We start from the raw sequence: 19,853 nt of genomic DNA, 5'->3' as shown, positions 1-19,853 counted from the left end.
GATGTATGTCGCGGTAAAGGGCGGCGAAGCCGCAATCGCCAATGCCCACAGCCTGCTTGCCGATCGCCGGCGCGGCGACCGTTCGGTGCCGACGCTGCGCCTCGACCAGATCGTCGAGCAGCTGGCGCTCGGCGTCGACCGGGTGATGAGCGAAGGCTCTCTCTATGACCGTGAACTCGCCGCGCTCGCCATAGTCCAGGCGCGCGGCGACATGATCGAGGCGATCTTCCTGGTGCGTGCCTATCGCACCACGCTGCCCCGCTTCGGCTACAGCAACCCGATCGACACCGGCACAATGCTGGTCGAGCGGCGCGTCTCGGCGACCTACAAGGACCTTCCCGGCGGACAGTTGCTCGGCCCGACTTTCGACTACACGCACCGCCTGCTCGATCCCGAATTGGCCGCAGGCGCCGATGTCGCCGAACCCTTGCGGCGCGAGACGGAAGCGCAGGCCATGCCACGCGTCTCCGCCATCCTCGCCCGGGAAGGGCTGATCGAACCGGATGGCGACATGCCGCAGGACCATGTCCCCGGCGATATCACCCGCGAGCCGCTGGAATTTCCGATGGCACGCGATATCCGCCTGCAGGCGCTGTCGCGCGGCGACGAGGGTTTTCTCCTGGCACTCGGCTATTCCACCCAGCGCGGCTATGCCCGCAACCATCCCTTCGTCGGCGAGATCCGCATCGGCGAGGTCGAGTTGGAGCTCGACGTTCCCGAACTGCCCTTTGCCGTGCCGCTCGGCACGGTGCGGGTCACGGAATGCCAGATGGTCAACCAGTTCAAGGGATCGGCCAAGGCGCCGCCGCAATTCACCCGCGGCTACGGCCTCGTCTTCGGCCAGAGCGAGCGCAAGGCGATGGCCATGGCGCTATGCGACCGGGCGCTACGCGCTTCCGAACTCGGCGAGGATATCGTTGCCGCCGCGCAGGACGAAGAATTCGTCATCTCGCACTCCGACAACGTCCAGGCGACCGGCTTCGTCGAGCATCTGAAGCTGCCGCACTATGTCGATTTTCAGGCCGAGCTCGACCTCGTACGCCGCATGCGCGCCGAGTATGAGGCCCGCGAAACCCCCACGAAGGCGGAAGAGAAAAGGGAGGCCGCGGAATGATCGACGGCCTGTCACACATGACCTTCATCGTGCGCGATCTCGGCCGGATGACCAGGATTCTCGAGGGCGTGTTCGATGCGCGCGAGGTCTATGCCAGCGATGCCGAACAGTTCTCGCTGTCGCGCGAAAAATTCTTCCTGATCGGCGACATCTGGATCGCCATCATGGAAGGCGAGCCGCTGCCGGAGCGCAGCTACAATCACGTCGCCTTCAAGATCGATGACGCCGATTTCGACCGCTATGCCGAGCGCGTCGGCAAGCTCGGGCTTGAGATGCGCCCGCCGCGCCCACGCGTCGAGGGTGAGGGCCGCTCGATCTATTTCTACGACGACGACAACCACATGTTCGAACTGCACACCGGGACGCTCAACCAGCGGCTGGCGCGCTATGCCAAAGGACTGGAAGTCTCAGCATGACCGACATCGCCACCTACAACTTCGCCTATCTCGACGAACAGACCAAGCGGATGATCCGCCGCGCGATCCTGAAGGGCATCGCCATCCCCGGCTACCAGGTGCCGTTCGCCTCGCGAGAAATGCCGATGCCTTACGGCTGGGGCACCGGCGGCGTCCAGGTCACCGCTTCGATCATCGGACCGGACGATGTGCTGAAGGTCATTGACCAGGGCGCCGACGACACCACCAATGCCGTCTCGATCCGCGCCTTCTTCAAGAAGGTCGCCAATGTCGCGGTGACCACCGATACGGCCAGCGCCACCATCATCCAGACCCGCCACCGCATCCCCGAACATCCGCTGACCGCGGGCCAGGTGCTGGTCTATCAGGTGCCGATCCCGGAACCGTTGCGGTTCCTCGAACCGCGCGAAACCGAGACGCGGAAAATGCATGCGCTGGAGGAATACGGCCTCATGCATGTGAAGCTCTACGAGGACATCGCAAAGCACGGCCGCATCGCCACCACCTATGCCTATCCGGTCAAGGTCGAGGGGCGCTATGTGATGGATCCCTCGCCGACGCCGAAATTCGACAACCCGAAAATGCATCGCTCGCCGGCCCTGCAGCTGTTCGGCGCCGGCCGCGAAAAGCGCATCTACGCGGTGCCGCCCTTCACCGACGTCGTCAGCCTCGACTTCGAGGACCATCCGTTCGAGATACAGACCTTCGACCAGCCCTGCGCGCTGTGCGGAGCCGAGAATGTCTATCTCGACGAGGTCATCCTCGACGACCACGGCGGCCACATGTTCGTCTGCTCCGACACCGACCATTGCGAGAAGCGGCGCGAAGACGGCCATCGCGGCCATCTTGCCCCTGAAACCCACCTCGCTTCGGGAACCCATTCTACCCCGGAAACAATGGAGCCGGCACAATGACCGACGAACCGCTGCTGCGCGTCTCGGCGCTTTCCAAATTCTATGGCTCGCGCGTCGGCTGCGACAACGTCTCCTTCGACCTGAGGCCGGGCGAGGTCCTGGCTGTCGTCGGCGAGTCCGGTTCCGGCAAGACGACGCTGCTCAACTGCCTGTCGACGCGGCTTTTGCCTTCCTCCGGCACCGCCAGCTATCGCATGCGCGACGGCCAGTTCCGCGAACTCTATCGCATGAGCGAGGCCGAGCGCCGCTTCCTGATGCGCACCGACTGGGGTTTTGTCCATCAGAACCCGGCGGACGGCCTGCGCATGACGGTGTCGGCCGGCGCCAATGTCGGCGAACGGCTGATGGCCGTCGGCGACCGGCACTACGGCAGGATCCGCGCCACGGCCGTCGACTGGTTGTCGCGCGTCGAGATCGAGGAAGACCGGATCGACGACGAACCGCGCGCCTTTTCCGGCGGCATGCGCCAGCGTCTGCAGATCGCCCGCAACCTCGTCACCGGTCCACGACTGGTGTTCATGGATGAGCCGACCGGCGGCCTCGATGTTTCCGTGCAGGCGCGCCTGCTCGACCTCTTGCGTGGCCTTGTCACCGATCTTGGCCTGGCAGCCATCGTCGTCACTCACGACCTCGCGGTGGCTCGTCTGCTGTCGCAGCGCATGATGGTGATGAAGGACGGCCGCGTCGTCGAAAGCGGCCTCACCGACCGCGTGCTCGACGACCCGCGCGCGCCCTACACCCAGCTTCTCGTCTCCTCGATTCTGCAGGTTTGATCATGCTCGCTCCGGCTTACCCCCCTCTGGCCTGCCGGCCATCTCCCCCTCAAGGGGGGAGATCAGCGGCTCTTTTGCCTCGCTCATTCTGCAACGTTGAAGATTGGCGAAAGCCGACGCGATATCCGATCTCCCCCCTTGAGGGGGAGATGGCCGGCAGGCCAGAGGGGGGCGCTTGGCGCCACGCAAGATGCACATCGAATAGCGACCGGAGGACTTTCTGATGCCAACCCCGCTCGTTGTCTCCGATGTCGCCAAAAGCTTCACCATGCATCTGCGCGACGGTATCAAATTGCCCGTCGTCGCCGCTGTTTCGTTCTCGATTAAGGCTGGCGAATGCACGGTGCTAGGCGGTTCCTCCGGCGCCGGTAAGAGCTCGATCCTGAAAATGCTTTACGGCAACTATGCCGTCGACGAAGGCCAGATCATCGTCAGCCATGAAGGCGGCCTGATCGATCTCGCCAATGCCAGCCCGCGCACCGTGCTGGCCGTGCGCCGGCAAACCATCGGCTATGTCAGCCAGTTCCTGCGCACCGTGCCGCGCGTCTCGGCGCTCGATGTCGTCGCCGAACCGCTGGTCGAGCGCGGTGAGGAACGCGAGAAGGCGCGTGGCAAGGCACGCGACTTGCTGGCGCAGCTCAATTTGCCGGAAAAACTGTGGGCGCTTCCACCGGCAACCTTCTCGGGCGGCGAACAGCAGCGCGTCAACATAGCGCGCGGCTTCATCACCGAGCATCCGATCCTGCTGCTCGACGAGCCGACCGCCTCGCTCGACGCCAGGAACCGCGACGTGGTGATCGAACTCATCGCCGCCAAGAAGGCAGCGGGCGTCGCGCTGCTCGGCATCTTCCACGACCATGATGTCCGAGAGGCGGTCGCCGACCGCGTCATCGACGTGACAGCTTTCGCTCCGGGAAAACTCGCCGCATGACCAGGAAGTTATCCGAGACACCGTTGGTCCACCCGACGGCGGAGGTACACAATTCGACACTCGGCCGCTGGACCGAGATCGCCGACCGCAGCCGGGTTTCAGAAAGCGAGCTCGGCGACTATTCCTACATGATGCAGGACTGCGCCGTCTGGTGCGCGACGATCGGCAAGTTTGCCAACATCGCGGCAAGCGTGCGCCTCAACGCCACCAACCACCCGACATGGCGGCCGACGCTGCACCATTTCACCTACCGCGCCTCGGACTATTGGGACGACGCCGAGCACGAGAGCGAATTCTTCGCCCTGCGCCGCGCCAAGCGCGTCACCATCGGCCACGACACCTGGCTCGGTCACGGCTCGACCGTGCTGCCCGGCGTCACCGTCGGCGATGGCGCCGCTGTCGGCGCCGGCGCGGTGGTGTCGAAGGATGTCGCGCCCTACACCATCGTCGCCGGCGTACCGGCAAAGCCGATCCGGGAGCGCTTCGACCGCCGCACCGCAGAACGCTACCAGGCACTTGCCTGGTGGGACTGGGGACATGCCAGACTGCGCGCATCGCTCGACGATTTTCGGGAACTCGAGGCCGAGGCGTTTCTGGAGAAGTACGGCGGATAACCCAGTGCATCGTTGTTGAGGAGGGGTCCGTTTCATACCCTTGACACAGGACTCGGACAGGACGCGATCTTGCCCAAGGAGATCGCAATGCCCGACACCATCAGACCGTCGCTCGCCGGATACTTTGCCGGCTCGAACCCGACCCCGCCGGCGCATCTCGGCACCCGCTACGATGCGTCAGGCAATTTCCTGATCGAGCCCGGCAACACCGTCGTCAGCCATCTGGTCAGCGGCTCGCCGTCGGAAGCCGTGGTGCTTGCGGTGCGCGAGCGGATGTTGGCGATGCCCGATGCCGACAGGCTTGCCTTCACGCCTGTCTCCAGCCTGCACATGACGCTGTTCCAGGGCATCATCGAATATCGCCGCCGCTTGCCTTACTGGCCACAGGACGTGCCGCTCGATACCAGCATCGACGCCATGACCCGCCTCTATCTGGAACGCCTGAAGGGTTTCGAAGGCTTGCCTCCCTTCAACATCAAGGTTATCGAGGTCGTGCCGACCGGCCTTACCGTTGCCGGCGCGACGGACGAGGACGTGCGCATCATGCGCGAATGGCGCGACGCACTCGCGGTGCCGTTCGGATACCGGCACCCTGATCACGAAACCTACGTCTTTCACATCACCTTCGCTTATCAGATCCAACGGCTTGCGGATGACAGGGCGTCGGCATGGCAGGCGCTGTTCGACGATTGCCTTGCGCTTTTCGTACGGCAGGCCCCGGTGATCGAGATCAAGCATCCCGCATTCTGCGCGTTCCATGACATGAAGCATTTCGAGGAACTGCTGGTGCTCGGCTGATCCTCCCCTCCAACGCTGTGGGTAGTAACAAAACTGACATCAATCCGACACCGCAGGTTCATGGCGCTGCGCTAGCGAAGACCCAACAGACCTTCAATCGCGACTGGACTGGAGCCCGGCCCCATGTCAGCTACCTCTGCCACGCTCGAAATCCGCGGTGTCAGCCGACGATTTGGCAAGAACACCGCCGTCAGCGACGTCAACATTTCGATCCCGCAGGGTCAGATGGTCGGTATCATTGGCCGTTCCGGCGCTGGCAAGTCGACCCTTCTTCGCATGATCAATCGTCTTGTCGATCCCAGCCAAGGGTCGATTTTTTTTGACGGCGCCGAGGTCTCCAGGCTGCGTGGTTCGCCACTGCGGCGCTGGCAGCGCGACTGCGCCATGATCTTCCAGCAGTTCAACCTGGTGCCGCGCCTCGACGTGCTGACCAACGTGCTGCTCGGCAAACTAAACCATCGTTCGACCCTGTCCAATCTTCTGGGTATGTTCTCGCGCGCCGAATGCGCCGAAGCGGTCGCGGCGTTGGAACGGCTCGACATCGCGCCCACGGCGCTCCAGCCCGCCGGTACGTTGTCGGGCGGACAGCAGCAGCGCGTCGCGATAGCCCGCGCCATGATGCAGCAGCCCAAGGTGATCCTCGCCGACGAGCCGATCGCCTCGCTCGACCCGCTCAATGCCAAGGTGGTTATGGATTCGCTGCAGGACATCAACCTGCGCGAAGGCATCACCGTCGTCACCAACCTGCACACGCTGGACACCGCCCGCGCCTATTGCAACCGCATCATCGGCATGGCCGCCGGCAAGGTCGTCTTCGACGGTCCGCCCGAAGAACTCGACCGCGACGCCGTGCGTCTTGTTTACGGCGCCGATGCCAATGGCAGCGAAATCTCGGAGGCCATCACCTCGACCAGCGTTGCCTACAAACAAAAGATTACCGCATCCGCCGGACCGCTCGAACCCGCTTTCCCGGGATACTGAGCCCATAATCCCGAAAAGTGGAATTCGTTTTTCGGGAAAGATCATGGGCCAAGAAAAGCCGTACTGGATCGTCCGCCCGCGTCAAGGGCACCGTCAAAATCAAGAACGCTGCCGGCGCGGGGCCGGAACCTACAGGAGAGACGTCATATGTTCAGGAAAATGATTTTTGGCGCCGTTTCGGTGCTCGCGATGGCCACCAGCATGGCCCATGCCGCCGACATGAAAGAATTCCGCGTCGGCATTCTCGGCGGTGAAAACGAGACCGACCGCCTGCGCAACTACCAGTGCCTGGCCGACCACCTGAAGACCGAGTTCGGCTTCGAGAAGGTCTCGCTGTTCCCCGCCGCCGACTATGACGGCGTCATCCAGGGCCTGCTCGGCGGCACGCTCGACTTCGCCGAGCTCGGCGCTTCCGGCTACGCCAGCGTCTACATCAAGGACCCGAAAGCCGTCACCCCGATCCTCACCACCAAACAGACCGACGGTTCCACTGGCTACTACTCGATCGGCATGGCGCTGAAGTCCTCGGGCATAAAGGACATCATGTCGGCCAAGGGCAAGAAACTCGGCTACGCCGACCCGGATTCGACCTCGGGCTATCTGATCCCGCTGACCCAGATTCCGAAGACCACCGGCATGCCGAACGATAGCTTCTTCGCTTCGACCCAGTTCAACGGCGGCCATGAGAACAACGTTCTGGCCGTGCGCGACGGCAAGGTCGATGTCGCTGTCGACGATTCCTCGGGCATCGGCGACTTCAAGAACGGCTACAGCTCCGGCACCTTCCACAAGGAAGTCGCCAAGGGTGCCGTCGATCCGAACGACTTCGTCGAAGTCTGGCGCTCGGGCCTGATCCCGAACGGCCCGCTGGTCGTGCGCACCGCGCTCGGCGACGAGATGACTGCAAAGCTCACGGCCTTCTTCACCGACCTGCCCAAGAAGGACAAGGCTTGCTTCGAAGGCGTCGAAGGCGGCGATTTCACCGGTTACGTTCCGGTGAAGCCGGACTTCTACAGCGTCATCGTCGAAGCCCGTAAGGCAGCCATCGGCGGCTGATGATGAAATCGGAAAGGGCGGTGCTGAAAGCGCCGCCCTTTTTGCATCCCCGATCATGACCCTTTCCGTTCCCGCCCCTTCCGGCGCCCCCCACCAGATGGCTGATGCCTGGCGACGCCAGACGTCGCTTCGCCGCTTCTATACGGCGTTGGGCGTCGCCCTGCTGCTCGTGGCGATGTTCGCCAGCATGTGGTTCGCCGACGAAGCCAATGCCGGGCATTTCTTCGACCGGCTGCCCCACCTTCTGGATTTCCTGAGCTGGCTTGTTCCCAAGGATTGGAACGACGTCTGGCGGGCCCTGTTCGACATCGCCTCGCCACATGATACCGGCACTCAGGAATTCAACTTCCCGCTCGGCCGCGTCTATATCTGGGGCGGGTTCTACGTCCCCGAATATTTCGAGCTGATGCTGACCACCGTGAATGTGGCGCTGGTCTCGACCTTCGTCGGCTTCGTCTTTGCCGTGCCGTTCTCCTTCATCGCGGCGCGCAATCTGACGCCCCATCCGGTGCTGCGGCTGATCGTCAAGCGGTTCATGGAACTGCTGCGCGCCTTCCCCGAGATCGTCATCGCCGGCCTGTTCGCGGCCATCGTCTCGATCGGTCCGATCGCCGCCATCATCGCCATCGGCCTGCACTCCATCGGCGCATTGGGCAAGCTGTTCTACGAGATCAACGAGAACATCGACATGCGTCCCGAGGAGGGCCTGCGCGCCGTCGGCGCCAACTGGTTCGAGCGGGTGCGCTTCGCCGACCTGCCGCAAGTGCTGCCCAATTTCATGTCCTACACGCTGCTCAGAATTGAGATCAACGTGCGCGCTTCGACCATCATCGGCGCGGTCGGCGGCGGCGGTATCGGTGAGGAACTGAAGCTCTCCATCTCGCGCGGCTTCGGCGCCAAGACGCTGGCGCTGGTCCTGCTCCTGTTCACCACCATCTTCCTCGTCGACCAGTTCTCTGCCTGGCTGCGCCGCAAGCTGGTGGGCGAACAGGCCTTTATGATGAACGCCTAGAGCCGGATGATTTCAGGTCGAGTCGACCTGAAATCTGAATCCGTCTCTAAATCAAAAAGTTAGAGCATGATGTCGTCCGAAAACCGCTTCACACTTTTCGGCATCATGCTCTAGACCGTTTTTCGGAAGAGATCATGGTCAACCAGAAAGACAAGACATGGCCGCGATGACCGCCGACGAAATCCTGTCGATCGAGGAGCGTTACCCGCAGGTGTTCCGTCGCCCGGCCTACAAGCGCTACGGCCCGCTGTTCCTGGTCACGGGCACAATGCTGTACCTCGTCTATGCGATGTGGTTCTTCAGCCTGCCTCAGGTGCTAAGGGAATCGCACTGGGAGCGCCTGCCGCTCTTCCTTACACAGTGGATCAGCTACGATCTGCAGCCGGAATTCCGTCTTGATCAACCCGAGATCACGCCAAAATATCCGCGCTTCTCAGCCCTTGGCGATAATCCGAACCCCGACTGGGTGATCAGGAACCCGGACGGCACTTTCACCGTGCAAATAGATGGGCCGGCAAAATCCGTCACCTTCGACAAGACGCAGGCGACGATTACCGCCCACGGCCAGACGGTTCCCGTCTCGCTGACCAGTGGCAAGCCGGTGGTCGAGGGCCAGGTGCCGGACTGGATCACCGCGCATGATGACGAGGTGGTGGCCAGTATGGGCTTCGTTGGCGAGGTTCGCGTCACCGTCGATCGGGTCAAGGTGCGCAAGCGCTTCCTCGGCTGGGCGAATTTCGTCTTCGACACACGCTCGCCCTTCTTCGGCAAGCCCGCCGGCGAAGTGATCTCGCTGATCGTATCGGGCCCTGAACTGAAGCCGGGCACTTCGAACCTCGCGCTTGCCGGCGACAACATCTGGAACAACGCCCAATGGCAGCACGGCGATGTCTGGACGAAGCTGCTGCAGACCATCGTCATGGCGTTTCTCGGCACGCTGCTCGGCGGCATCGTCGCCTTCCCGCTGGCCTTCTTCGCCGCCCGCAACATCACGCCGAGCGGCGCGCTCAGCCAGGTGCTCAAGCGCTTCTTCGACTTCATGCGCTCCGTCGACATGCTGATCTGGGCGCTGTTCTTCACCCGCGCCTTCGGCCCCGGGCCGCTGGCCGGCAGCGCGGCGATCTTCTTCACCGAGATCGGCACGCTCGGCAAAGTCTATTCGGAAGGTCTTGAGAACATCGACGACAAACCGCGCGAAGGCATCAAGTCGACCGGTGCCAACGGCCTGCTGGTGCAGCGTTATGGCGTAATGCCGGAAGTCATACCCATCTTCATCAGCCAGACACTCTACCAATGGGAATCCAACACAAGGGGCGCGACCATTATCGGCGCCGTCGGTGCCGGCGGCATCGGCCTGAAATTGTGGGAAGCCATGCGCACCAACTCCAACTGGGCCAACGTCTTCTACATGGTGCTGCTGATCCTGCTGGTCGTCTTCATCTTCGACAACATCTCGAACTTCCTGCGCCGTAGGCTGAGCCGGACCATCCACGACTACAACAGGATGCAAGCCCGGCAGGGTTGATCAACGCCCTGCTTGGTAGCGGCCCGCGCCGCCTTCGTCATCCACGGGCGGAGCAAGGAGCGAAGCGACGCGGCGCAGACCCGAGGATCCATGCCGTCACCTAAGCCGTAGAATATAGCGATGCAGAATTCTGAACCGTTGCGGAGCATCGAGGTCGCGGCATGGATCCTCGGGTCTCCGCGTCCGCTTCGCTCCCGCTCCGCCCGTGGATGACGAAGGGAGGAGCCTAAGCCGCCTTCTTCCACCCGTTCCGGATGTGCTTGTAGCCATCCCGATAAACCGCCTCCGGCGTTTCGGAAAAATCGCGCCACACCTTGGTCGCCGCCGCCAGGTCTTTCAACGAGCGGCCAAAGGCCTCGATCGTCAGCCAGTCGTCGTAGCCACTCTTGCGGATGGCCGCGAAAGTCTCCTTCCACTGGATGTTGCCGCGCCCCGGCACGCCGCGATCGTTCTCCGATATGTGGATATGCACGATGTTGCCGCGATGCTTCGTGTAAGCTCCGATCGGGTCGGCCTCCTCGATGTTGGCGTGGAAAGTGTCGTACATCGCCTTGATGTGCGGGCGGTCGATGGCGTCGATATGCTCCGACAGGTCCGCCATCGTGTTGACGAGGTAGCATTCGAAACGGTTGAGCGCCTCGAGCCCGATTGTGACGTTCCGCTTGCCGGCATGGTCGCCGATGGCGCGTTGCGAAGCAATCGAGCGCTTCTTCTCCGCTGCCGTCGGCCCGCTGCCGGAAAAGGCGCCGAGCGTCGAATGCAGCGGTCCGCTCAATGTGCTCGCGCCAAGTGCATCGGCGCAATCGACAGCCCATTTCATATAGTCGATTCCCGCCTTGCGCGTTGCCGCGTCGGCCGAGATCAGGTTCATCGCCGGATCGCCCATCGCCGAAACCGCGGTCCGCTCCAGCCCGATGCGATCGAGCAACTCGCCCAGTTTCCTGTAGTCGTCGGGCGTGCCGGCGAAGACCGGTATCTCGACGCCGTCGAAGCCTGTCGCCTTGATGTCGCGAAGCAATGGCTCGTGCTTCTTCGATACCGCCGTCGTCCACAAGAACATGCACATGCCGATTTTCATCGACGCTCCTCCCCACTTTAAGCCCGCCGGGTTTCCAAGCTTCAGATCAGGCCGAGCCAAAATGGTCGTTTCCGGGAACCGGAGCGTACTTTTCGCACGTGAACACCGGAAGCGCAGGAACAGCCGCTTGCAGGCCGGCATCACCTGAAGATCGGCACGCCGGTCAAAGCTTCGTCCACGCTCCGTTTTTCTTGGACGACTTCACGCAGGCCTCGATGAAGGCCATACCTTCGACGCCGTCCTCGATGGTCGGGAAGACGACATCCTTTGCCGGCTTGCCGCCCTTGCGGCGCGCCGCGCGGATGGCCCGCGCCGCTTCCTGATAGATGTTGGCGAAACCTTCGAGATAGCCCTCGGGATGGCCTGACGGCACGCGGCTGACGCGGCCCGCCACCGGCAATGCGCCGGCGCCGTTGCGGGTGATCAATTGCTTTGGCTGGCCGAAGGGCGTGTACCAGAGATAGTTCGGGTCGGCCTGCACCCATTCCAGCCCGCCCTTCGAGCCATAGATGCGCAGCTTCAGGCCGTTTTCATGGCCCGGCGCCACCTGGCTTGCCCAGATCATGCCCTTGGCCGGATGCGTTTTTCCGTTCGGCTTGAAGCGCAGCATGACGTTGACGTTGTCGTCGAGTTGCCGTCCCGGCACGAAGGCATCGAGATCGGCCGACAGGGAGTCCAGCTCCAGTCCGGAAACGAAGCGAGCAAGATTGTAGGCATGCGTGCCGATGTCGCCCAGAGCCCCGCCGGCGCCCGCCTGTTTCGGATCGCCGCGCCAGGATGCCTGCTTCTGGCCGGTGGCGGCGAGATCCTCGGTCAGCCAGTCCTGCGGATATTCGGACTGCACGATACGGATGTCGCCGAGCATGCCCTTGGCCACCATCTCGCGCGCCTGCCGCACCATCGGATAGGCGGTGTAATTGTGCGTCAGCACGAACACCTTGCCGGTCTTCTCGACGATCGCCGCCAGTTTTTTTGCTTCGGCCAGCGTCGTCGCCAGCGGCTTGTCGCAGATGACGTGGATGCCGGCCTCGAGGAAGGCCTTGGCTGCCGGCACGTGGACATTGTTGGGGGTGACGATGGCCACCGCCTCGATACCGTCGGTACGCTTCGCCTCGGCCTTGGCCATCTCGGCGTAGGACGCATAGCTGCGGTCCGGATCGAGCCCGAGTTCGGCCGCCGATGCCTTGGCGCGGGCGGGGTCGGAAGAGAGTGCACCGGCAACCAGCACGAACTCATTGTCCATGCGCGCCGCGATGCGGTGCACCGCGCCGATAAAGGCGCCCTGGCCGCCACCGACCATGCCATAGCGGATCGGGCCGCCTCCCGTTTCCGACTTCGATGCGCCGACCATTTTTTGTTGTCTCCCTCGTTGTGCTTACCTCCCCTTGAGGGGAGGTCGATCCGCGCAGCGGATCGGGTGGGGTCGTAGGCCGAAGATCTCGGCCTGAACCTATCCCTCCCGGCGCTAAATGCCCATCATTGCGCGCAGCAGCTTCTTGTCGGTGGTGCCGCCGGCGAAATCGTCGAACGCCCTCTCCGTCACCCGGATGATGTGATGCTGGATGAAGGGCGCGCCCTCTGCCGCGCCATCCTCCGGATGTTTCAGGCAGCACTCCCATTCCAGCACTGCCCAGGAATCATAATCGTACTGCGTCAGCTTGGAGAAGATGCCGCCGAAATCCACCTGCCCATCGCCCAGCGAGCGGAAGCGGCCGGCCCGATTTACCCAACCCTGATAGCCGGAATAGACGCCTTGCCGGCCGGTCGGATTGAACTCGGCGTCCTTGACGTGGAAGGCCTTGATGCGCTCGTGATAGATGTCGATGAATTCGAGATAGTCGAGCTGCTGCAACAGGAAGTGCGACGGATCGTAGTTGATGTTGCAACGCTTATGGCCGCCGACCGCATCGAGGAACATTTCGAAGGTGGCGCCGTCGAACACGTCCTCGCCGGGATGGATTTCGTAGCCGACATCGACGCCATTGTCCTCATAGACATCGAGGATCGGCTTCCAACGCTTGCCGAGTTCGGCGAAGGCCTCCTCGATCAGGCCGGCCGGCCGCTGCGGCCAAGGGTAGAGGTAAGGGAAGGCCAATGCGCCGGAGAAGGTCACAGAGGCATCGAGGCCGAGGTTGCGCGACGCCTTGGCGCCGAAGGTCATCTGCTCGACCGCCCATTTCTGTCGCGCTTGGGGATTGCTGTGCACCGAAGCCGGCGCAAAGCCGTCGAACTGCGTGTCGTAGGCCGGATGCACCGCCACCAATTGACCCTGCAGATGCGTCGACAATTCGGTGATCTCCACGCCGGCATCGGCACAGATGCCCTTCACCTCGTCGCAATACGCCTTGGAGGACGCCGCCTTCTCAAGGTCGAACAGGCGTCGGTCCCAGGTCGGGATCTGCACGCCCTTGTAGCCGAGACCGGCAGCCCATTTGGTGATCGAGGCCAGCGAATTGAATGGCGCGGCATCGCCCGCGAACTGCGCCAGAAACAGCCCGGGACCCTTCATTGTCGTCGGCATAGGCATCCTCCCCTTCTTTGTCGACCAAGCATAGCGCTGATTGAAAACAGGGCCAGCCACTTTGGTCTTTCGCATCGTGCGCTTTGCAGGCATTGCCATTCTGGTATTACCAAATAGGGGAATTTGGTCAAGCCTCACAATGGTTCGGCCAAGCCCTCCGCACATCCGGGATATCGGCACATATTGCAATATAATCAAGGGAATAATTCGCATGTCGCGTTACGCCGCCACGCTTCTTGCCGTTCAGGAGAATTTGCTGTAGACCTCGCCTCAGGCCCAATTGGTCGAACCAGTTTGCGGGGAAGGGCTGGGGAGGCCTTGGGGAGGAACGCTTGCGTCGTCTTTCGGCGATGCATGTCGCAGGCAAACCATACGGACCAATTTGGAAGGACAGACCATGCATCTTTCGACGCACAACTGGATGCGCGCGGAACCCCTGGAGACCACGCTCAAGCGCATCAAGAAATTCGGCTATGAGTCGATCGAGATTTCCGGCGAGCCCGAGCAATACAAAACCAAGGAGACGCGGGCGCTCTTGAGAGAGCATGGCATCCGCTGCTGGGGTGCGGTGACCTTGATGCTGGGCGAGCGCAACCTTGCCGCCAGGGACCAGGGCCAGCGCGAGCGCTCCGTACAGTACGTCAAGGACGTGCTGACCATGGTCAGCGAACTCGATGGCGAGATCATCACCCTGGTTCCGGCCACGGTCGGCAAGGTGGTTCCTGACGGCACCGAGGAAGAGGAATGGAAGTGGGTGGTCGACGCAACCCGCGAATGCTTCAGCCACGCCAAGAAGGTCGGCGTCAAGATCGCCGTCGAGCCGCTCAACCGCTTCGAGACTTATCTGTTCAATCGCGGCGCCCAGGCGCTGGCACTGGCCGACGCGGTCAGTCCGGAATGCGGCGTCTGCCTCGACGCCTACCATATCCACATGGAGGAATTTAACGTCCATGACGCCATCCGGCAGGTCGGAAAGCGGCTGTTCGACTTCCATGTCGCCGACAACAACCGCTTCGCCGCAGGCCTCGGCCAGATCGACTGGCCAAGGATCGTCGCCACTTTGAAGGAAGTCGGCTACGACGGCGCGCTGACCAATGAGTTCGTCGCTCCGGTCGACCGCACGCCGGCGGCACCCTATCCCGACATGGTCGAGCGCCACCCGGTCGATATCTCGCCCGAGCAGTTGAAGTTCATCCAGGACCATGGCTCCAGCGTGCTCACCGAGAAATTCTACACCGACCAGATGCGCATTACCGCCGAAACGCTGCTGCCGCTGATCAAGTAGTCGACTGTCTCTGGGAAATTTGCCCTTCCGCCTCGACCGGCGGCAGGGCTGGGGAAAAACATGCGCATCAAGACTGTCCAGGCCTGGTGGGTCCGCATCCCGATCGAAGCCGCGCGGCAGCACCGCAGCGACTTCGGCCAGGTGACGACCTTTGATGCCGTCATCTTACGCATCGGGACCGATGACGGGCTGGTCGGCTGGGGCGAAGGCAAGAACGCCGCCGGCAGCGCCGGCAGCTACAGCGCCCTCGTCCATATGCTGAACCATGAGGTCGGGCCGCAATTGATCGGCCGAGATCCAGCCGATATCGGCGTCATCTGGGAGATGCTCTACAACGGCGTGCGCCACGACGGTGCGGCCCGCGCCGGCCACGCCATGCCGCAGTTGGCGCGGCGCGGCATGAGCATTGCCGCCATCAGCGCCGTCGACATCGCGCTCTGGGACATACTGGGCAAATCGCTCGGCCAACCGGTCTGGCGGTTGCTCGGCGGACGCAAGGTCGATCGCATGCAGGCCTATGCCTCCGGCGGCTGGGCGTCCGCCGATGCCATCGGCGAACAGCTGAAATCCTACATCGCCCAGGGCGGCTTCAAGGCGCTGAAGATGCGCGTCGGCGCCATGGATCGCGCCGCACACATTTCCGCGGCCCGCGTGCGCGCCGCCCGCCAGGCGATCGGCCCCGATGTCGAGTTGATGGTCGATGCCCATGGCACCTATACGGTGGCGGAGGCCAAGCGCTTCATCCATCTCGTCAACGACCTTGATCTCGCCTGGTTCGAGGAGCCTGTCATCGCCGACGACAAGCCGGGCATGGCGGAAGTGCGTGCCTCCGGCGCCGTTCCGATCGCCACCGGCGAGAGCGAGGCGACGCGCTATGCCTTCCGCGATCTCGCAATGCTCAAGGCCGCCGACATCTTCCAGCCTGATCCCGCCTTCTGCGGCGGCATCAGCGAGGCGATGAAGATCGGCACCATCGCCAGCGCCTTCAACCTGCGCTTTGCACCGCATCTATGGGCCGGCGCGCCCTGCTTCTTCGCCGGGCTGCATGTCTGCGCCGCATCGCCATCAAGTTTCACCGTCGAATATTCGCTCGGTGCCAACCCGATGATCCACGACCTGATCGAAGAGACTGTCGAAGCAAGGGACGGTATGATAGCGATCCCCGAAAAGCCCGGATTGGGATTCACCATTTCGGAGCGGTTCCTGGAGGCGCACGCGCAACGCAATTGACGATGAAAGAAAAGAACCTTCTCGCGGAACTCGCCGCCTATCTGTTCTCCCACTCCGACAACGAGACGGGCCGTACACCGTCGGAACGTGAGCTGGCTGAGCATTTCGGCGTCAGCCGCGGCCAAATCCGCGAGGCGCTGGCCATCCTCGAAGCCATGCGCATCGTCGAGCGCCGGGCCAAGTCAGGCATCTATATCGACACCAAGCAGGCGAGCGTCGAGGCGCTGGCGCTGTTCGCGCGCGCCGGCCTGCCGCTTGATCCCCTGCAGATCTACGAAACGGTCGAATTGCGCAAGATCCACGAGATCAAGGCCGCGGAGCTTGCCTGCTCGCGCGCCACCGAGGAGAATTTCGAACGGCTGCGCGAAATTCTCAAGGTCTCCGAGGAGCGCATCGCCGCGGGCGAAGGCCTCGCCAAGGAGGACCGCGAGTTTCACCTCGAGATCGTGCGTGCCACCAAGAACGGCGTCTTCCACAACATCTGCAGCGTCTATTATCTGATGGGCGAGCAGCGCCTGCCGATCTACTTCAACGATCCCGAACGCAGCGTGCGTTCACATGCCGAGCATGTGCAGATCTACGAGGCGCTGCTGCGCCGCGACGGCAATCTCGCCCAGGCGCTGATGAGCGCCCATCTCCAGGGCGCGGAAAGCTACTGGAAGGGGCTGATCGAAGGCGGCAAGACGGTTGCGCCCGCGAGCCCGGCGCTCGAAAAGGCCTGACCGTGGCCCGGTCCGTGCCGAAGATCCTGTCGACCCATCCGCTGCATCCGCGCGCTTCCGCCAGGCTCGCCGGCGCCGGTCAGCTCGTCATCGCCTCGGCGCTCGATCCCGGCACTCTCACCAGGGAGGCCAGGGACGCCGACATCGTCATCGTGCGCGCCCCGCTGCCGCCGGCACTGTTCGAGGGCGCCTGGAAGTTGAGAGCGGCGATCCGCCATGGCGCCGGGCTCGACATGATCCCGATGGAGGCGGCGACCGCGGCCGGCGTGCTGGTGGCCAACGTGCCGGCGGTTAATGCGCGCTCGGTGGCCGAACATGTCATGTTCACCGCACTTGCGCTGCTGCGGCAATTCCGCCGGGTCGACCGCGACCTGCGCGCCAAGGGCTGGCTAGCCGGACGCGAGCATGCCAACGCCAATATCGAGCTTGCCGGCAAGACCATCGGCATTGTCGGCCTTGGCGCGGTTGGGCAGGCCGTCGGCCATATCGCCGCGCACGGCTTCGACCTGAAGGTGGTGGCGACGACGCGCAGCATGCAGCCGGCGCCGGAGAAGGTCGGCTTCCTGTCGATCGACGCGCTGGTCGAGCAGAGCGACATCATCGTGCTCTGCTGCCCGCTGACGCCGGAAACGCGCGGCCTGATCAGCCGCGAGCGCATCGCCCGCATGAAACCCGGCGCGCTGCTGATCAACGTCTCGCGCGGCCCGGTCGTCGACGACGATGCGCTGATCGAGGCCTTGCGGGAACGCCACATCGGCGGCGCCGCGCTCGACGTGTTTTCGACGCAGCCATTGCCGCCAGACCATCCCTATTTCGGCTTCGACAACGTCATCATTACCCCGCATATGGCAGGGATTACCGAGGAATCGATGATGCGCATGGGGATTGGCGCGGCGGGCGAGGCCTTGCTGGTGCTGGCGGGCAAACTGCCGGTCAATCTGCGCAATCCGGAAGTGGTCGATCACTACCGGCGACGGTTTCCGCTCGACATATAGCGCATTGCGGTTTCGCCCTGCCGATCAGCCGCCCAGCAGCCCCTCCACTTCAGCGGCAATCCGCAGCAGATGCCGATCATGGCCATTCCGTGCCACCAGCATCAGCCCGGCCGGCAGCGTCATGTCAGGCATCGGCAGCGAGATCGCGCAGAGGTCGAACTGGTTGGCGATCTGTGTGTTGCGCAGCAGCAGGCCTTCGAGATGGTCGCGCAGTTCGGCACTTTCGTTCATGGAAAGGATGGTCGGCGCCGTCACCGGCGTGGTCGGCAGCGCCAGCACATCGACCGATGCCAGCCGCTCGCCCATGGCGGCGACGAGCGCGCCACGGCGTCGCAGTGCCCTGATATAGACCGGCGCCGGCAGCATCACCGCGCGCGACAGGGGGCCGCTGACATGGGGATCGACCGGCACCGATGCACCCGTCGCCAGCCAGTCGGCATGGATCTCGGCTCCTTCCATGGCGGCGATCGAGCCGCGCTTGGTGGCTGCGCGCAAATCCGCGATCATGTCGTCGATTGACAGATCCGCAATGCGCGCGCCAGCCTGTTCGATCTTGCCAAGACAACGCTCGAAGGCCGCGGCAATCTCGCCGTCCGTATCTCCGAAAAGAACGCCGCGCGGGATGCCAACGCGAAGCCCGGCGAGTGCAATGCCCGCCAGTTCGCTCGGCATCCCGCCGGCCATCACCGCATCGGCAGCGGCACAGTGCGCGACCGTTCGGGCAAGCGGCCCGATCGAGTCCAGAGTGCTCGACAGCGGAAAGGCACCGGCAAGCGGCACGCGCCGTGCCGTCGGCTTGAAGCCGACGACGCCGTTGAGCGACGCCGGAATGCGGATCGACCCGCCGGTATCGGAGCCAATCGAGATGTCGCTCGTCCCCTCGCCGACGGAAACGCCAGCGCCGGACGACGAACCGCCGGGAATGCGGCTGGCGTCGGCGGCATTGCCTGGCGTGCCGTTATGCATGTTGTCGCCGATCGCGGTGAAGGCGAATTCGGTCATGTTGGTCTTGCCAATGATCACCGCGCCAGCCTGCCTTAACCGGCTAACGATGGCGGCATCGCGCAGCGGGGGCGCGGCGGTCTTGCGCATCAGCGAGCCGACCGTGGTCGGCTCACCGGCCACATCGAACAGATCCTTGATCGAGACGATCGTGCCATCGAGCGGTCCAAGCGTCACGCCGGCTCGGCTGCGGGCGTCGCTGGCGTCGGCCGCCGCGCGCGCCGGCTCCGTGTAAATCCTCGTGAAAACGCGTTCGTCGCCGGCGCGGGCGGCAAGGCGCGCGAGAATAATTTCGAGATGATCGCGGACGGATTGCATTGTCGGTGTCGGACTCCGGACTGCCTGAACGTCTTAAGATGAGAAGCCAGTTGCATGGCTTGCCGAGACTTAACCCGGCGAAGGCGGTTTTGCACCCCTGTCGGATGCGAGGAAGAAACGATGCTCTACAGAGGCAGCTGTCACTGCGGCAAGGTCGCCTTCGAATTCAAGGCGAAGCTGACCGGTGTCGTGCGGTGCAATTGTTCAATCTGCTCGCGCAAGGGCGCGCTCCTGTGCGCCGTCCCGCATGAAAGCCTGACAGTCCTCGCCTGGGGTGATGACCTCAGCACCTATACATTCGGCAATCATGCCATCGCGCACCGTTTCTGCCGCACCTGCGGCATCCACCCTTTCGCCGAGGATGTCCACGAAGGCGGTCAACGCAGCGCCTACATCAACCTCAACTGTGTCGAGGGTATCGACATTTCCGTTCTGTCGATCTTCGACTTCGACGGTCGGTCGGCCTGAGCCTCTCGCTCGTTCCGGCGGGAACGATCCGATGCCGCAACCCGCTTTGTTACCGTCACCAGAACGGCATCGGCCCGAAAACCGTGACGGTTCTCGGGCC

At 63.3% G+C, this 19,853-nt stretch carries 20 protein-coding genes; 16 read left to right on the top strand and 4 right to left on the bottom strand.

Features of this window, described 5'->3' with window-relative positions; genetic code table 11:
* The first annotated feature begins 1 nt into the window (after position 1).
* The 11 genes from FJ938_RS16600 (at position 2) to phnE (FJ938_RS16545) (ending at position 10,134) form a co-directional block, all read left to right on the top strand.
* The gene (locus FJ938_RS16600; RefSeq protein ID WP_140695422.1) at positions 2 to 1,114 is read left to right on the top strand and encodes a carbon-phosphorus lyase complex subunit PhnI; all 1,113 of its coding nucleotides are present in this window, start codon (positions 2 to 4) and stop codon (positions 1,112 to 1,114) included.
* The gene (gene fosX, locus FJ938_RS16595) at positions 1,111 to 1,530 is read left to right on the top strand and encodes a FosX/FosE/FosI family fosfomycin resistance hydrolase (protein ID WP_140695420.1); all 420 of its coding nucleotides are present in this window, start codon (positions 1,111 to 1,113) and stop codon (positions 1,528 to 1,530) included. The genes FJ938_RS16600 and fosX overlap by 4 nt, the downstream gene beginning before the upstream one ends.
* Positions 1,527 to 2,444, top strand: a complete 918-nt coding sequence (locus FJ938_RS16590; protein ID WP_140695418.1) for an alpha-D-ribose 1-methylphosphonate 5-phosphate C-P-lyase PhnJ — start codon at positions 1,527 to 1,529, stop codon at positions 2,442 to 2,444. Before fosX ends, FJ938_RS16590 begins: the two co-directional genes overlap by 4 nt.
* A complete protein-coding gene (gene phnK, locus FJ938_RS16585; RefSeq protein WP_140695416.1) occupies positions 2,441 to 3,217 on the top strand; it encodes a phosphonate C-P lyase system protein PhnK in 777 nt (258 codons plus the stop codon). The genes FJ938_RS16590 and phnK overlap by 4 nt, the downstream gene beginning before the upstream one ends.
* A gap of 223 nt (positions 3,218 to 3,440) precedes the next feature.
* Positions 3,441 to 4,148 (top strand): phosphonate C-P lyase system protein PhnL, encoded by a 708-nt coding sequence (gene phnL / locus FJ938_RS16575; protein WP_140695414.1) that lies wholly within the window; start codon positions 3,441 to 3,443, stop codon positions 4,146 to 4,148.
* Positions 4,145 to 4,762, top strand: coding sequence for a DapH/DapD/GlmU-related protein (locus FJ938_RS16570; RefSeq protein ID WP_140695412.1), 618 nt, complete (start codon positions 4,145 to 4,147; stop codon positions 4,760 to 4,762). The genes phnL and FJ938_RS16570 overlap by 4 nt, the downstream gene beginning before the upstream one ends.
* Before the next feature lie 87 nt (positions 4,763 to 4,849).
* Positions 4,850 to 5,560 (top strand): DUF1868 domain-containing protein, encoded by a 711-nt coding sequence (locus tag FJ938_RS16565; protein ID WP_140695410.1) that lies wholly within the window; start codon positions 4,850 to 4,852, stop codon positions 5,558 to 5,560.
* A gap of 123 nt (positions 5,561 to 5,683) precedes the next feature.
* Complete coding sequence (gene phnC, locus FJ938_RS16560; protein ID WP_140695407.1) at positions 5,684 to 6,541, top strand: phosphonate ABC transporter ATP-binding protein; 858 nt, start codon at positions 5,684 to 5,686, stop codon at positions 6,539 to 6,541.
* Positions 6,542 to 6,688: 147 nt separating this feature from the next.
* Complete coding sequence (phnD, locus tag FJ938_RS16555; RefSeq protein ID WP_140609296.1) at positions 6,689 to 7,597, top strand: phosphonate ABC transporter substrate-binding protein; 909 nt, start codon at positions 6,689 to 6,691, stop codon at positions 7,595 to 7,597.
* Positions 7,598 to 7,652: 55 nt separating this feature from the next.
* On the top strand, positions 7,653 to 8,609 hold the full coding sequence (phnE, locus tag FJ938_RS16550; protein WP_140609298.1) for a phosphonate ABC transporter, permease protein PhnE: 957 nt from the start codon (positions 7,653 to 7,655) through the stop codon (positions 8,607 to 8,609).
* Positions 8,610 to 8,766: 157 nt separating this feature from the next.
* Positions 8,767 to 10,134, top strand: coding sequence for a phosphonate ABC transporter, permease protein PhnE (gene phnE / locus FJ938_RS16545; protein ID WP_140609300.1), 1,368 nt, complete (start codon positions 8,767 to 8,769; stop codon positions 10,132 to 10,134).
* A gap of 226 nt (positions 10,135 to 10,360) precedes the next feature.
* Here phnE (FJ938_RS16545) and FJ938_RS16540 read toward each other — a convergent pair whose 3' ends face one another.
* The 3 genes from FJ938_RS16540 to FJ938_RS16530 form a co-directional block, all read right to left on the bottom strand.
* Entirely contained in the window at positions 10,361 to 11,212 is an 852-nt protein-coding gene (locus FJ938_RS16540; protein ID WP_140609302.1) for a sugar phosphate isomerase/epimerase, read from the bottom strand.
* Between the two features lie 163 nt (positions 11,213 to 11,375).
* A complete protein-coding gene (locus tag FJ938_RS16535) occupies positions 11,376 to 12,563 on the bottom strand; it encodes a Gfo/Idh/MocA family oxidoreductase (RefSeq protein ID WP_140695406.1) in 1,188 nt (395 codons plus the stop codon).
* A gap of 114 nt (positions 12,564 to 12,677) precedes the next feature.
* Positions 12,678 to 13,733, bottom strand: a complete 1,056-nt coding sequence (locus FJ938_RS16530; RefSeq protein ID WP_140609306.1) for a sugar phosphate isomerase/epimerase — start codon at positions 13,731 to 13,733, stop codon at positions 12,678 to 12,680.
* Positions 13,734 to 14,130: 397 nt separating this feature from the next.
* Between FJ938_RS16530 and FJ938_RS16525 the strand changes: the two genes are divergently transcribed.
* From FJ938_RS16525 to FJ938_RS16510, 4 genes are read left to right on the top strand one after another with little or no spacing between them, the layout of a single operon-like run.
* Positions 14,131 to 15,018: a sugar phosphate isomerase/epimerase gene (locus FJ938_RS16525; protein ID WP_140609308.1), complete on the top strand. Its 888-nt coding sequence runs from the start codon at positions 14,131 to 14,133 to the stop codon at positions 15,016 to 15,018.
* A gap of 60 nt (positions 15,019 to 15,078) precedes the next feature.
* A complete protein-coding gene (locus FJ938_RS16520) occupies positions 15,079 to 16,248 on the top strand; it encodes a mandelate racemase/muconate lactonizing enzyme family protein (RefSeq protein WP_140695404.1) in 1,170 nt (389 codons plus the stop codon).
* A gap of 2 nt (positions 16,249 to 16,250) precedes the next feature.
* Complete coding sequence (locus FJ938_RS16515) at positions 16,251 to 16,970, top strand: FadR/GntR family transcriptional regulator (RefSeq protein WP_140609312.1); 720 nt, start codon at positions 16,251 to 16,253, stop codon at positions 16,968 to 16,970.
* A 14-nt stretch (positions 16,971 to 16,984) separates the two neighbouring features.
* Positions 16,985 to 17,965 carry a hydroxyacid dehydrogenase gene (locus FJ938_RS16510; protein WP_140695402.1) on the top strand — a complete coding sequence of 327 codons (981 nt, stop codon included), beginning with the start codon at positions 16,985 to 16,987 and terminating at the stop codon, positions 17,963 to 17,965.
* Between the two features lie 24 nt (positions 17,966 to 17,989).
* On the opposite strand, the gene FJ938_RS16505 is transcribed toward FJ938_RS16510, so the two are convergent.
* On the bottom strand, positions 17,990 to 19,285 hold the full coding sequence (locus FJ938_RS16505; RefSeq protein ID WP_140609316.1) for an amidase: 1,296 nt from the start codon (positions 19,283 to 19,285) through the stop codon (positions 17,990 to 17,992).
* Between the two features lie 120 nt (positions 19,286 to 19,405).
* Here FJ938_RS16505 and FJ938_RS16500 point away from each other — a divergent pair, with 120 nt between their 5' ends.
* Positions 19,406 to 19,753, top strand: a complete 348-nt coding sequence (locus FJ938_RS16500; protein ID WP_140609318.1) for a GFA family protein — start codon at positions 19,406 to 19,408, stop codon at positions 19,751 to 19,753.
* Positions 19,754 to 19,853: the final 100 nt, after the last annotated feature.

It is taken from the genome of Mesorhizobium sp. B2-4-14, from assembly GCF_006442155.1.
Lineage (GTDB): Bacteria > Pseudomonadota > Alphaproteobacteria > Rhizobiales > Rhizobiaceae > Mesorhizobium.
This window is presented reverse-complemented; position numbering and strand designations above follow the sequence as displayed.

Excerpts from the sequence above, each read along its gene's own strand:
- FJ938_RS16600 (WP_140695422.1), top strand. The coding sequence starts at position 2 with ATGTATGTCGCGGTAAAGGGCGGCGAAGCCGCAATCGCCAATGCCCAC.
- fosX (WP_140695420.1), top strand. The coding sequence starts at position 1,111 with ATGATCGACGGCCTGTCACACATGACCTTCATCGTGCGCGATCTCGGC.
- FJ938_RS16590 (WP_140695418.1), top strand. The coding sequence starts at position 1,527 with ATGACCGACATCGCCACCTACAACTTCGCCTATCTCGACGAACAGACC.
- phnK (WP_140695416.1), top strand. The coding sequence starts at position 2,441 with ATGACCGACGAACCGCTGCTGCGCGTCTCGGCGCTTTCCAAATTCTAT.
- phnL (WP_140695414.1), top strand. The coding sequence starts at position 3,441 with ATGCCAACCCCGCTCGTTGTCTCCGATGTCGCCAAAAGCTTCACCATG.
- FJ938_RS16570 (WP_140695412.1), top strand. The coding sequence starts at position 4,145 with ATGACCAGGAAGTTATCCGAGACACCGTTGGTCCACCCGACGGCGGAG.
- FJ938_RS16565 (WP_140695410.1), top strand. The coding sequence starts at position 4,850 with ATGCCCGACACCATCAGACCGTCGCTCGCCGGATACTTTGCCGGCTCG.
- phnC (WP_140695407.1), top strand. The coding sequence starts at position 5,684 with ATGTCAGCTACCTCTGCCACGCTCGAAATCCGCGGTGTCAGCCGACGA.
- phnD (WP_140609296.1), top strand. The coding sequence starts at position 6,689 with ATGTTCAGGAAAATGATTTTTGGCGCCGTTTCGGTGCTCGCGATGGCC.
- phnE (WP_140609298.1), top strand. The coding sequence starts at position 7,653 with ATGACCCTTTCCGTTCCCGCCCCTTCCGGCGCCCCCCACCAGATGGCT.
- phnE (WP_140609300.1), top strand. The coding sequence starts at position 8,767 with ATGGCCGCGATGACCGCCGACGAAATCCTGTCGATCGAGGAGCGTTAC.
- FJ938_RS16540 (WP_140609302.1), bottom strand. The coding sequence starts at position 11,212 with ATGAAAATCGGCATGTGCATGTTCTTGTGGACGACGGCGGTATCGAAG.
- FJ938_RS16535 (WP_140695406.1), bottom strand. The coding sequence starts at position 12,563 with ATGGTCGGCGCATCGAAGTCGGAAACGGGAGGCGGCCCGATCCGCTAT.
- FJ938_RS16530 (WP_140609306.1), bottom strand. The coding sequence starts at position 13,733 with ATGCCGACGACAATGAAGGGTCCCGGGCTGTTTCTGGCGCAGTTCGCG.
- FJ938_RS16525 (WP_140609308.1), top strand. The coding sequence starts at position 14,131 with ATGCATCTTTCGACGCACAACTGGATGCGCGCGGAACCCCTGGAGACC.
- FJ938_RS16520 (WP_140695404.1), top strand. The coding sequence starts at position 15,079 with ATGCGCATCAAGACTGTCCAGGCCTGGTGGGTCCGCATCCCGATCGAA.
- FJ938_RS16515 (WP_140609312.1), top strand. The coding sequence starts at position 16,251 with ATGAAAGAAAAGAACCTTCTCGCGGAACTCGCCGCCTATCTGTTCTCC.
- FJ938_RS16505 (WP_140609316.1), bottom strand. The coding sequence starts at position 19,285 with ATGCAATCCGTCCGCGATCATCTCGAAATTATTCTCGCGCGCCTTGCC.
- FJ938_RS16500 (WP_140609318.1), top strand. The coding sequence starts at position 19,406 with ATGCTCTACAGAGGCAGCTGTCACTGCGGCAAGGTCGCCTTCGAATTC.